The sequence below is a fragment of the Bacillus sp. FSL R5-0512 genome, assembly GCF_038593295.1.
GTDB classification, from domain to species: domain Bacteria; phylum Bacillota; class Bacilli; order Bacillales; family Bacillaceae; genus Bacillus; species Bacillus safensis.
Genome location: NZ_CP151982.1, coordinates 1,710,860 through 1,723,736, shown reverse-complemented (window position 1 = coordinate 1,723,736; position 12,877 = coordinate 1,710,860). Strand labels below are relative to the sequence as shown.

General features: G+C 40.7%; 14 protein-coding genes. 3 read left to right on the top strand and 11 right to left on the bottom strand.

What is annotated here, in order from left to right:
• Window positions 1-7: 7 nt before the first annotated feature.
• A complete protein-coding gene (locus NSQ25_RS08740; RefSeq protein WP_008343814.1) occupies window positions 8-175 on the top strand; it encodes an aspartyl-phosphate phosphatase Spo0E family protein in 168 nt (55 codons plus the stop codon).
• Between the two features lie 261 nt (window positions 176-436).
• On the opposite strand, the gene NSQ25_RS08735 is transcribed toward NSQ25_RS08740, so the two are convergent.
• The 6 genes from NSQ25_RS08735 to yneA form a co-directional block, all read right to left on the bottom strand.
• Window positions 437-655: a YneF family protein gene (locus NSQ25_RS08735; RefSeq protein WP_003212379.1), complete on the bottom strand. Its 219-nt coding sequence runs from the start codon at window positions 653-655 to the stop codon at window positions 437-439.
• 84 nt (window positions 656-739) lie between these two features.
• Complete coding sequence (gene sirA, locus NSQ25_RS08730; protein WP_024425134.1) at window positions 740-1,186, bottom strand: sporulation inhibitor of replication protein SirA; 447 nt, start codon at window positions 1,184-1,186, stop codon at window positions 740-742.
• A 198-nt stretch (window positions 1,187-1,384) separates the two neighbouring features.
• Window positions 1,385-3,388 carry a transketolase gene (tkt, locus tag NSQ25_RS08725; protein ID WP_024427083.1) on the bottom strand — a complete coding sequence of 668 codons (2,004 nt, stop codon included), beginning with the start codon at window positions 3,386-3,388 and terminating at the stop codon, window positions 1,385-1,387.
• A gap of 187 nt (window positions 3,389-3,575) precedes the next feature.
• Window positions 3,576-3,806, bottom strand: a complete 231-nt coding sequence (locus tag NSQ25_RS08720) for a DUF896 domain-containing protein (RefSeq protein WP_034283429.1) — start codon at window positions 3,804-3,806, stop codon at window positions 3,576-3,578.
• A gap of 69 nt (window positions 3,807-3,875) precedes the next feature.
• Window positions 3,876-4,523: a recombinase family protein gene (locus NSQ25_RS08715; RefSeq protein WP_034283427.1), complete on the bottom strand. Its 648-nt coding sequence runs from the start codon at window positions 4,521-4,523 to the stop codon at window positions 3,876-3,878.
• 17 nt (window positions 4,524-4,540) lie between these two features.
• Window positions 4,541-4,852, bottom strand: a complete 312-nt coding sequence (gene yneA, locus NSQ25_RS08710; RefSeq protein ID WP_034283425.1) for a cell division suppressor protein YneA — start codon at window positions 4,850-4,852, stop codon at window positions 4,541-4,543.
• Between the two features lie 158 nt (window positions 4,853-5,010).
• On the opposite strand from yneA, the gene lexA reads away from it, so the two are divergent.
• Window positions 5,011-5,631, top strand: a complete 621-nt coding sequence (gene lexA / locus NSQ25_RS08705; protein ID WP_034283422.1) for a transcriptional repressor LexA — start codon at window positions 5,011-5,013, stop codon at window positions 5,629-5,631.
• Window positions 5,632-5,676: 45 nt separating this feature from the next.
• On the opposite strand, the gene NSQ25_RS08700 is transcribed toward lexA, so the two are convergent.
• Entirely contained in the window at window positions 5,677-6,129 is a 453-nt protein-coding gene (locus NSQ25_RS08700; protein ID WP_070325869.1) for a hypothetical protein, read from the bottom strand.
• Window positions 6,130-6,424: 295 nt separating this feature from the next.
• Here NSQ25_RS08700 and NSQ25_RS08695 point away from each other — a divergent pair, with 295 nt between their 5' ends.
• A complete protein-coding gene (locus tag NSQ25_RS08695) occupies window positions 6,425-6,967 on the top strand; it encodes an IseA DL-endopeptidase inhibitor family protein (RefSeq protein ID WP_326136378.1) in 543 nt (180 codons plus the stop codon).
• 31 nt (window positions 6,968-6,998) lie between these two features.
• Here the strand turns inward: NSQ25_RS08695 and NSQ25_RS08690 are convergent, their stop codons facing one another.
• From NSQ25_RS08690 to NSQ25_RS08675, 4 genes are all read right to left on the bottom strand, one after another.
• Window positions 6,999-7,847, bottom strand: coding sequence for an STAS domain-containing protein (locus tag NSQ25_RS08690; RefSeq protein ID WP_326136380.1), 849 nt, complete (start codon window positions 7,845-7,847; stop codon window positions 6,999-7,001).
• Window positions 7,848-7,992: 145 nt separating this feature from the next.
• Entirely contained in the window at window positions 7,993-8,373 is a 381-nt protein-coding gene (locus tag NSQ25_RS08685) for a NucA/NucB deoxyribonuclease domain-containing protein (protein WP_044335941.1), read from the bottom strand.
• A 259-nt stretch (window positions 8,374-8,632) separates the two neighbouring features.
• A complete protein-coding gene (locus NSQ25_RS08680) occupies window positions 8,633-9,541 on the bottom strand; it encodes a trypsin-like serine protease (protein ID WP_326136381.1) in 909 nt (302 codons plus the stop codon).
• A gap of 192 nt (window positions 9,542-9,733) precedes the next feature.
• A complete protein-coding gene (locus NSQ25_RS08675) occupies window positions 9,734-12,877 on the bottom strand; it encodes a bifunctional cytochrome P450/NADPH--P450 reductase (protein WP_326136383.1) in 3,144 nt (1,047 codons plus the stop codon).

Genomic DNA, 12,877 nt, shown 5'->3' with positions numbered 1-12,877 from the left:
CATGACTTTGGTAAAAACATCATTATTAACTCAAATCGAAGAAAAAAGAGAAGAGCTGATGAAAGTTGTCTTGCATAATGGGATGACATCAACAGTGACCATCGAACATAGCCAGCAGCTAGATCATCTCCTCTTACAATATCAACGACACTTACACTCAAACTCAGCCAACTAATCATACTTCATGATATCAAACATGCCGCACCATTTTTAGAACAGTTGATATGTGTGACCATAAACGAAACAAAAACCTCTGACATAGGGGTTTTTTGTTTTTTACATACTCTTGACGCCATAATAAAAACCACCTTCCCTGCTTCATTCATGCAAGTACAGTGGTTTTAAGCGTCTGATGAAGGTGAATTGAATAAAGAAAGGACAATGCTTGTCCATTCTTTAAAACCATGTTCCATCTATGATCATAATATCGTACGTATTATTTCGCTTGGTTGTTCATGGCTTTCATCATTTGATTGATTTTCTTCTGGGACGGTTTCATGCCCATTTGCATCATCATCATTCGAAGCATTTGTTCATTAATCGGTGGATTCTTTTTCAAATAGCTCATCATATACTTACGAGCAATAAAGAATCCGAGTGCAACTCCTGCAAGCAGTGCAACAACGCCTACAAGGATGACAACCCATAAATCCATAATTCTTCCTCCTTCATGTTGTCTCGTATAAAGTGTACTAAACAAAAGGCTATTATACAACATTTCACGTTCAATTTTATTTTTTTAAACAAAATTCCTCACTTTTACTGGATTGAGCCATCCGTGTTTCTTTGAACTAAAGTCCATCGCAAGAAAACAAGGGCTGATTTTTCTCAGCACTTCAAAAAACACCGCTTCTGCCTCATAACTGCCAGTGGCAGACATTTGAATATACCGGTCTTTAATAATAAATGCTGCAGTTCCTTTTCCATCTGGTAAGGAAGCGCTGTAAATCGAGCCTATTTGTGTATAGTGAATGTTCGTTAAGTTATTCATTAGACGCTGGTGCATATGAAAAGCAGGGATTCGTTTCGTCACATAATCCACTTGCTTCACAAGCATTACAAGCTCATCGTCAGTGCGGTTCGTCCAATGTAACGACTCAAACAAATGAAACAAAATCGATTCTCTGCCAAAATAGTGATGCGCAAATTCATCCTCAATCCAATAAATATAATAATGACGTTCCATGTCTATCCCTTCCTTTCACATTTCGTCAATCTCGTTTATTGCTTGTATTATACAAAAATGTGAAAGAAAGAATTGTCTATATATGAAGCAAGAAGAAACTAGTTTTGTCAAAAAAACAAGAAAAAAGAAAAAAGTTTGCAGAGCGGATGAAAATGCTCTGCAAACAGATAGCAAAAAAGCATGATGCTTGGAGTTCGTTTATTTATTCAGCTTCGCTTTCACACGGCTGACTACATTGCTGACAGTAAAGCCGTATTTCTCGATAATGGTTTCTCCTGGTGCAGAAGCGCCAAATTTATCAATTGCAATCACGTCACCATCAAGACCCGTGTAACGCTCCCAGCCAAGTGAAGCACCCATTTCAATTGCAATACGTGCACGTACTGCTTTAGGAAGAACGGATTCTTTGTATTCGTCTGACTGCTGATCGAAGCGATCCCATGCAGGAAGGCTGACAACAGATGCTCGGATCCCTTCTTTTTCAAGTGCCTTTTGTGCTTCAATGGCTAAACCAACCTCAGATCCTGAAGCGAGTAGAAGTGCTTCTGGCTGTGCATCAGCTGCTTCAACCACAACGTATCCACCTTTCTCTACTCCCTCATATGCCTTCTCTGGTGCCTGGTCAATCGTTGGAAGGTTTTGACGAGTAAGAACTAGTGCTGTCGGTTTATCCGTTGAAGATACAGCTAGTTTCCACGCTGCAGCTGTTTCATTTCCATCTGCTGGGCGGATAACGGAAAGATTAGGCATCGCACGCAGTGAAGCAAGCTGTTCAACCGGTTCATGCGTTGGACCATCTTCACCAACAGCGATACTATCATGAGTAAAGACGTAAGTGACTGGAAGTCCCATTAAGGCAGCAAGACGAATCGCTGGTCTTAAGTAATCTGAGAAAACAAAGAACGTTCCGCCGAATACACGAAGACCGCCGTGAAGTGCCATACCATTGAGTGCTGCACCCATTGCAAATTCTCTGACACCGAACCAAATGTTTTTGCCGGCATAATTATTTTTCCCGAAATCATCTGTGTTTTTAATCGTTGTTTTATTTGATCCAGCAAGGTCAGCAGACCCGCCAATAAAGAAAGGTACTTGCTTTGCAATGCCATTTAACACTTCACCCGAAGATGCGCGGGAAGCAAGGCTTGAACCTGCTTCATAAACAGGAATTTCTTGATCCCAATTCTCAGGAAGCTTTCCTTCAATCGCAAGCTTCAGCTGTGCTGCCAGCTCTGGATATTCTTTTTCGTATTGCGCAAACAGCTCATTCCACGCTGCTTCTTTTTTCTGTCCAGCGTCTTTGACAGCTTCTTTGAAATGATCGTACACTTCAGAAGGTACATGGAAATCTTCTTCAAACGTCCAAGAGTAAGCTTCCTTCGTCAGCTTTGCTTCCTCGCTGCCAAGCGGTGCACCATGCACACCAGACGTTCCCGCACGGTTTGGAGATCCGAAACCGATCGTTGTTTTCACTTCGATTAATGTAGGTCTGTCTGTGCTTTGCTTCGCCTTTTCAATAGCAGCTGTTACTTCTTCGATGTTGTTGCCGTCTTTCACGTAAAGAACTTCCCAGTTCATCGCTTCAAAACGATTCTTCACATTTTCAGAGAATGAACGATCTAAATCACCATCTAAAGAAATGTCATTTGAATCGTAAAGAACGATTAAACGGCCTAAGCCTAAATGACCAGCAAGTGAAGCTGCTTCAGAGGAAATTCCCTCCATTAAGTCTCCATCTCCGCAAATGCTGTATGTATAGTGGTCTACAACATGAAAGTTGTCTTTGTTATACGTTTCCGCAAGATGTCTTTCTGCAAGTGCCATTCCTACTGCCATAGCAATTCCCTGGCCTAGTGGACCCGTTGTCGCGTCTACGCCTTCTGTGTGTCCAAATTCAGGATGTCCAGGTGTTTTGCTTCCCCATTGGCGGAATTGTTTTAAATCTTCAATGCTCAGATTGTATCCGCTTAAATGAAGCATGCTGTATAGAAGCATAGAACCATGGCCTGCAGATAAAACAAAGCGGTCTCTGTTAAACCAATTTGGATTTTGCGGACTTACGTTTAAGTGATTCGTCCATAAAGCGTATGCCATTGGTGCAGCACCCATCGGCATTCCTGGGTGACCGGAATTCGCTTTTTCAATTGCGTCTATGGAGAGAGTACGTATTGTTGCAATAGATTTCAATTCAATCGTTTCCATATAAATCCCCTTCCGTATCTTGTGTACACCATTATCATAAATCTACTGTCCTTTTTTCACAACTATTTCACGCTGAAAAAGAAGGATTTTGTCACATTTAGTTTATCGATCACCTAAAAAGTTATGCAAATATGAAAAAAGACGAGAATATTCTTCCCATCTTTTCAAAATTCAAGAAATCACAGCCTTAATGAAGGTTCTGATCTTTTTCTCTTTTTAATTTTTCTGGTGTGACATCGTTTCCTTCAGGGTCAACGATTTTGACAGTTTTAAGTGTATTTTTCATAGAAGAACGAAAAGCTTTTAAATACTCTTCTCTCAACTGCTTTTGTTCTGTTTTTTCAGCGTCTGATAAACCGGTTTCTTTCGACTTTTTTGAAAGCTCATTTATTCTTGAAAGCTGTTCTTTAGAAATCATGACAAACTCCTTTAAAGCATTTTCTCTACATACTACTAAATATCAATCATTTTGACAACAAATCACGCTTTAGGTGGTAAGGCCTTTTTCATATTCTTGATACCTTCTATGCACTGTTGCTTTTGAAATGTCAAAACCTAATGCCTGAAGAGTTGCGGCAATTTCGGCGAACGTCATGTTATTTTTTCTTAATCGAACAATTTCTGAAATCGGCACTTCAATACGCTCACGGCCAGGTGCATGGTCCTGCTGCCTTAAATTTAGTTCAGGCTGATATCCGCGCTCAACAGCCCTTTTCATCCCCCGCTTGATTTTCAGGTTATGAATTTTCCGTTGGTACTCTTCGACGACTCCTACAATCTCGATGACCATTTCATCTGCTTCTGAAAGCTCAAGCTCTCCTCTATGAAACACGCTGTATACCTTTACGTTCTCTTTAAATAGACAATGAAGAAGCGCAATTTTAGCTTGTCCTCTTCCAAGACGTGTTTCATCTTGGATAAGAACGGCATCGATCGACTCTTCCTTCAGTGCAGCAAGCATTTCAAACACGCCATCACGATCTAGCTCATATCCACTTGCTTTTTCTTTGATGACTTTGACCACATTCATCTTGTGCATGGCAGCTAAAGCCAGCAGTTCTTCTTCTTGTCTTTTCAGCGAGGTTTCCTGCTCTTCTTTCACAGTGCTTACTCTCGCATAAATGATTGCGTTCATGTCTTCAATCGACCTTTCTACTGTACTGTTGCAAGCTGATATACGACTGGATGCTCTTTTTTCACGGGTATGACAAGAATGTCTCCAGGCTGGATTTCTGTTGAAGCAAGATCATTGTGTTCTGTTACCCAGTCAATAAATGCATTTTTGTCGATTGATTTGCTGTCATTTACTTGATCAGCTAATCCCCAAAGAGTATCTCCTGATTGAACCTCTATTTTAACATATTGATTTGTATCATTATGGCTTGTGACTGCAATAAGTGAGAGAAATATGCCAACGATGAATGAGAATACCCCAATAAAAATAATAGATTCTTTTAACCTCATAATGTCATCTCTCCTAATAGAATGTGTGTTCGCTCTTTCTGTCTCTCATTATAAATACGAACAAACGTTTCTGTCAAACGTTTTTTCGAACCTATGTTTGTACTGTTAGGAAAAACATGCTATAATTTCTTTAAAATTGACGTTTTGAGGTGCAAAAGATGACGAAGCTATCAAAAAGACAACTCGATATCCTGAAATTCATCAAAGATGAAGTAAAAAGCAAGGGTTATCCCCCATCCGTCCGTGAAATTGGAGAAGCTGTCGGTCTAGCATCCAGTTCAACGGTCCATGGACATTTAGCTAGACTGGAAACAAAGGGCTTAATAAGAAGAGACCCGACAAAACCTAGAGCGATCGAAGTACTAGATGAAGAGGAAATGAATATTCCAAAGAGTGCTGTAATGAACGTTCCAGTCATCGGAAAAGTAACCGCCGGCCTTCCTATCACAGCTGTTGAGAATGTAGAAGAATACTTCCCTCTTCCAGAGACTTTTGCAGCACCAGACGAACAAGTGTTTATGCTTGAAATTATGGGAGAAAGTATGATTGATGCAGGTATTTTGGACAAGGACTATGTCATTGTGCGTCAGCAAAGCACCGCTAACAATGGAGATATTGTGGTCGCCATGACAGAGGAAGATGAAGCGACAGTGAAACGTTTCTATAAAGAAAATACACACTTTAGATTACAGCCAGAGAATCCATCTATGGAACCGATTATTTTACAGAATGTGAGTATACTAGGTAAAGTGATTGGCGTATTTCGAAATATTCATTAAAAAAAGCCGGTATTTCATCAGCTGCTGATGAAAACCGGCTTTTTCTTATGCACAAGAATATGCAAGAATACTTGAGCTTGGGAAGGAACCAAATGTAAAGTTCGGCCATATAAAGCCAGTTGTTCGGCCAAAAGGCTGTGAGGAAAGAACGAACATTAAAAATACTTGACCGTTTCTCAAAAGCACAATCGTCCATCTTCTATTACATCCCGCTGCAAATTGTACAGTTTGATGGCCTCCGCCGCCAACACCTTGCCCCGATATAAGCGACTGCATACTTTGTGGCTGAGAGAGTGCTTGCTGATACTGGGAAATGATATGCTGCGGCGGTGCCGGCGGTGCTGAGTGTCCGCCTGAACCTTGCCCTGGCCAAGTACCTCCTCCTCCGATCGGAAACCCAGGAAACCCTCCTCCTTGAGGAATACCAACAGATGGAAATCCTTGCATCTGCCTATCATATGAGTACCCATTATACACACCTTCATACGGATGATACATATTAAACACCACTTTCTTTAGACATTCATCACGATAGTATATGTCTTAAATAAAAAAGAGTGTTAAACGTCTAAATAGAAATTTTTCCAAAAGACGTTTCGTTCTTCTTTAGAACGGTTAAATAATGATTAAGAAGAAAAATAAAAAAATGAAAACTTTTTGTCTCCCTCAAACGTTATATAATTAGAAACAAAAGAAATAAAAAAACATTTAGATTTAACACTTGTAATACCGCTGTAATTATTGTAACATTTGTAACATAAGAAGTTTTCATTGAGAAAAGGAGGCAATCGCCTTGAAAAAATTATTTGTTTTATTAACTGCTATTATGCTTATGATCTCATTACAAACAACAACATTGGCCGCTTCCAAGAAATCAGCCGCTTTGACTAATAAAGAAGCGTTACATATTGCCCTTGATGCAAGAGAACATTTTTGGAGTGCAATGTCAGGCTACAAAATTAAAGACCATTCTAATGTCAAATTAAAATCATTTACCTATAAAGATATGACGTACAACTATCTTTCTAAAACATTTGATACAAAGAAAAAATTAAACAGCTACCTATCTCAAGTTTTCACTCAAGATGCCATCAAACATGGTTTAAAAGATTATCAGTTCATTGTTCATAAAGGCAAAATGGCTGTTCCAGTCGGTGACGGAGACAACATGCTCAATTGGGAAAAAGCCACACCTAAACTTGTTTCAAAAAATCAAACGGTCCGCACATATGAATTTACTGTCCCAACACTTGATGGACGCAAAGTAAAACGAACTGTAACGTACGAAAAAGTACAAAAAGATTGGAAAGTCACACAAATTGACGCTGTCATCTAAATAAAAACCAGGCCATTCATCGGCCTGGTTTTTATATTGGAGAAAATTCAGTCATACGGTCCAGCGCGTGAGCAAGTGATGATGCCGTGCGAAATTCATTAAAAGGAAGCCCGAGCTGCACTGCTGTTTGGGCAATTTCTGGTCTAATCCCTGAAATGGTCGTCTCTACTCCAATTAACCGAAGTGACGTGACAAGATCAAAGATTTGATGAGCCACCATTGTATCAATAATGACCACACCCGATAGATCAATACATAAATGCTGAACACCTTTTTGCGAGCACTGATTTAGCGTATTTTCTAAAATAATCTTTGCTCTCGCTGTGTCAATGTCACCTACTAAAGGCAATAACGCAATCTGGCTTTTTAAGACAATCACCGGTGAGCTCAATTCGTAAATCATATCTCTTTGAGCCACGAGTTTTTCGGTTGTATTTTTCACATATTGCTGGATAAACACATGAATTGAAATATTAAACGCTTCGGAAATTAAATCATACCAATAAAAGATGCGGTCAATATCAATTTCATCTTGACGCTGTTTGATAAATTCTTTTAAGTAATGCAGAACCACTCTTTGATTGGACATGTATTCTCTCACGACATAATCTAATGGTGTATTTAAATGCTTTGGGTCACTGGCTAATTCCTCAGACCATTTTTTAAATTCAGTATGTAAATACGTCTTATCTTCAATAATAGCTCGTATAAAATGCTGGTAATAATCTTGATTCTGCCGTTTTAGCTCTGCTATGATGCTGGAATCTGTTGAACGATATATGGATTCTGGATCATCGTCCTCAATTGATTCATACCATGTTTCGGTCAGCTCCTCTGCATGCTGCATAAAAAAATCGTATAATGCACGGTTCTTATCCATAAGCAAATGTCCCTTCACATTTTCTTCTTGTCAGTCTTTGTACCTTATAGATTGATTGTACCACTGAATCTTTTGTCCCTGCTAGCTCGAATAGGCTCTGATGATAAACAAAAGAGCCCCCCACTCTAGGGAGACTCTTTCCGATTTATTTCACAATGAATAATATTCTTTTCCCATCAGGAAACCCGCTGATTTGGTGCCCGACCCATGAGCCTGCTCCCCTATTATCAGATGGACTAACATATTGTACGCTTGCGCCTTTTCCTCCCTCAAGACAAACCGCCATTGGCCATTCATCCCGGTCAAAGCCAGGTTTTGTCGGAATTCCTTTTAATGATTCTTGCCTGCGGGCATCTGCTCCATTTCGGTCAATGGTACACACATCTGAATGCCCTTTTCGAATGGCTTCTTGAATATGACTGCCTGTTTCAGGGTACCTTTCCTTTGGAAATTGAACGACATGATCATATCGATCAGCCCCTTTTGCTGCCTGCTTCTCTCCAAATCCACCTAACAACGTGCCCATCCATATCACAAAACATAAGGCGACAGCAGCGATCCAGCCTCTTTTCATCTTCAAAAGCGCGTGACCCTCCTCATCCATCTTAAGCATCATCTTGACTGAAAGGAAATGTGTCATTTTAATGTATGAGTGGTGCGCAGATGACATGAGAAAAAAATGATGAGGCTCTCAATCTCAAATCTCTCAGGTTAGAAATATGAATTCTATCAAATCAATTCATACAAAAAAGCTTGTCCCCTATGAAGGAAACAAGCTCTATTTTTTATTGCGCTTTCGCATAGTTTATAAACTCAACAAAAGCAGCTGTCGCTTTCGGACCGCCATTTATCGTTCCGTTTGAATACCCAGCGTTATGAACGCCAACGATTTGCTGGTTCTGATCCAGCATGGCAGAACCAGAATTTCCGCTGAATGTATCAATCGTATAGTACGCTAGATTCGTATCTTCTCTCGTCACAGGACCTGACATCTCCCACTGTGACACCTTGCCAGTCGATCTCATTTTATCACCAGGATATCCTGAGATTTTAATGGTTGTCCCAGTCAAGTTTGTCACCTGGCGGATGGATCGGTAGCCGACCGTATTGCCAATGTTCGTATCGGTTTTGATCACGGCAAAGTCATATTGGCTTGCTCCAGTATTAATATATCCGCTTGGCACATAGAACTCAGTCATTTTTGCTGAACCATTCACCGCAGTACTATCATTCATACCAGGATATACAGTCCCTTTCTCACTATAGCTTCTCGATGCCGTATTATATACGCAGTGTCCGTTTGTCAAAATTTTGTTAGGAGCAATGAGTGTTCCCGTACAGCTTGAGCCGCCAAATGTAATATAAGCAATCGAATTGTATGGTGCCACTCTTGTATTTGCTACTTTGGTTCTACCATCGTCTCCAATGACGACTTTCGTTTGAAAATCTTTTAAATATTTTGATAGTGGTTTTACTTTTTCGCCAACAGTAAAAGAAAGATCATCCACTTTGTCAAAGGATGAGGGGGCTTTCGTATCATTGTGGAAATCACTTGAAGAAATCACTTTACCATCAGAAGTCACCATGTCATAATCAGACGTTAGTACTGAATCCGATGCGGCATGGGCAAAACTAGGCACACTTAAAGCACCAAAAACGAGAAGAGAAGGGAGTAACATTTTCACCTTTTTCATCATATTCCTCCTTTATGTCCTATATCAAAAATCATACGATTGTTTCATATTGGAGTAAATGAGAGAATATTCTTATTTTTTACAAAATATTTCATTTCCAAATTAGGTGTTTTGTATCTTCCCAATCTTCATTCTATCGATCTCTTTCTATGAGAACAAAAAAACCGCCTAATAGGCGGTCTTTCCTCTTTGTCAGCTCCACACATCTTTTACATATCTATTGTCATTTGCGAGGGTTGTCATCCAATTTTCAGCTGCTTCTCTCGAGCATTGTTTCTCGTTTTGATAGAGATCGATCAGTGTAGCCTCTACATCTGGGGCCATGACTTTTCCGTCTCCGCACACGTACAGATAAGCACCTTGATCAAGCAATTCGATCAGCATGCCGCCGTCTTCTTTCAACAAATGCTGGACATATACTTTTTGCTCATCGTAACGAGAATAAGCGCGATGGATATGGACAACTCCGTTTTGTGCTGCAAGCTGCATTTCATCATAATACAGATCATCTTCCTGAGGGTGACGGCAGCCAAAATATAGGTGGGCTTCGCCTAGCTGCTTCCCTTCCTTCTGCCACACTTCTCTTGCCTGAACAAATCCTCTAAATGGAGCGATTCCTGTACCTGGTCCAATCATAATCATCGGTATGTCTGATGAAGGGGGCAGCTGGAATCCGTCTTGCGCTTCATGCAGGAAGCAGGCTACTTCTTCCCCTTCTTTCAAACCACATAAATAGGTTGATGCGACTCCGGCATATTCTCCGCTTCCGCTCCATGCTTTACCTTTTACAACCGCCACTGTGATACTGACTTTTTCTTCATCTACCTTTGGCGAGCTAGAAATCGAGTAATAACGCGGCTTCAAACCTGGTAAAAGCGCCAAAAAGTGCACAAACGGCAGCTCACACGCTTCATATTGATCTAATAAATCCAGCATGGTTACTCGTTTCTTTAAGATGGCTTCTTGATATGCTTCACCAGCCATTTGTTCAAGCTCCACGCGGTGAGGCGGACATACAGTATGTGCTGCGAGCTCTCTTAACTGTGTACGTGTTGCAGGCTCTTGAAGCTCAACATGCGAGGCAAGTAATTCTTTGATTGGAATCGGCTGATCTAATGGTAAATGACTTGCCTCTTTCTCAGATGAAAGCTTAATGTGCTGCTCAGGATCTAGTTTAAAGCGGCGGGTCACACGCTGAACGAGTGCATCACTATTTTTCGGTACAATCCCAATATGATCCCCTTCTTTGTATGCTTTTCCAGCAGGTAATTTTAATTCAATATGTCTTGTCTGCCGTGTGCTTTTTTCTGATTGTAATTCTTCATTTTTCAATACAACAGCTGAAAAGGCATCATATATTTTAGCTACAGGACGTTCCACTAACTCATTAGTATAAGCAAATGATAGGTTTGGTTTTTCCTTACCTTTTTCTTTGAAGGTGAGCTTAAATTCTTTTGCAAGCTGTTCGAAGACAGTTTTCTGGAAGATTTCTTTATCCTCATCCATATCACCGCCTGCATCGCCTTCACCTATATCCGTTACACGCTTCGCCCCTTTTCTTTCAAGTGCTTCATCAATCAGACGAGGAATACGCTGGTACGTACTCGCCCAATTTCGATCTCCGCATCCAAAGACAGCAAATGTCACATTTGATAAATCCTGCTCCTCATCCTGCGCCAGCCAATCCACAAATTGCTTCGCATTGTCAGGTGGATGTCCGTTGTATGAAGCGGTCACGATGAGGACAGCACCTGTATCTGGCAATTGGCGTGTAAAGTCATCAAGCGGTGCAGTGGTCACATCAAACCCTTTTGCTTTCCCGTCTTCAGCCAATTCGTTCGCTATTTGCTTTGCTGTGCCAAGATTTGATCCGTACAAAACTAGCAGCGGTGTACCGTGACTCGCCACTTTTGACTCACTAGATTTGGTGCTTTTCTTCGGTTCTTCCTTCGGTGGTGCCATAAAGAATTGCTGCTTCCTTGGCCGTACTTTGATTTTAAAATCGTTAGGTTTAATTGTGAGAGATTCTTTTAAATCTAGCTCATAAGATGTGTGGTCAATTAACTCTAAATTGTGCAGAACCATCGCGAGAACCATCGTAGCTTCATGCAGGGCGAACTGCATACCGATACATGCACGCTGGCCATTTCCGAACGGTTTATAGGCATGCTGCGGAATTTTCTCAGGGTGCAGAAACCGCTCTGGTTTAAAGTCTTCTGCATCCTCTCCCCATACCGCTTGATCACGGTGTAGTTTAGGGAGCAGAACAGAGACACTTTGATTCTTTTGAATCGGATATTTCCCCCCGATTACTGTGTCCTCTTTCGCATAAAGAGAGAACGTAGGCGCTGTTGGCCAGAGGCGGAGAGCTTCATTTAACACCATACGAGTGTAGCTTAGCTTTTGCACCTGTTTAAATGCCGGAAGCCCGCCCTGCAGCACCTCATCTGCTTCCTGGACGGCTTTCTTTAATTTCTCTGGATTCTTCAGTAAGAAATAAATCGCAAATGATAGCAGCCCGCTTGTTGTTTCGTGTCCTGCAATTAAGAAGGTGATGATTTGATAACGGATATTTTCATCGGATAAACGTTCACCTGTTTCAGGATCCTCTGCATGCAGCATAAGAGACAGTAAATCATCGCCCGTTTTATCTTGTTTTCTTCGTTCCTGAATAATGTCATCTACTAATTTCTTCATAAAATCGACATGCTGGTCAAATTCTTTTCTTCTTTTGATCATCAGTTTATCTGCAATTGGCAATCGGCTCGACTGCTCCATTGCTTCATTTAAACCTTTCAGCATGCTGTCGATGAACGGATGCTGATTTTCTTTATAAAAGCTGTTAAAGCGAAAATCAAAACCGCAAAGGCCGATTGTATCTAAAGTCAGCTTTGTCATATCCTCAGCTACTTCAATTTCTTCATCGCGGCCTGTTCTTTGCCATTTTTGCACAAGCTGTGTGGCAATATCGAGCATCATTTCATGATAGCCCTTCATGGCCTGCTGGCTGAATGCAGGCATCAAAATTTGATGAGCCTTTCTCCAGTTCGGTTCTTCTGTCCAGCTTGTAAATAGTCCATCCCCTGAAAATGCTCTAACTTTACTCAGACTAGTCCCAATATATTTATCAAAACGGCTCTCGTCACATACTTCTTTGACAAGTTCATGGCTGGAAACAAAAATACTTGTTGCATTTGAAAATTCAAACTGAAAGATCGGTCCTAATTCATCTGCCAGCCGCCAAAAGGTTTGAGAAAGCTCCCCTTTTTTTATATGGGGAATATTTTTAAAAGGTCCGTATGTTTTTGGTTTTGGAATGATTGATGTTTGCTTCAT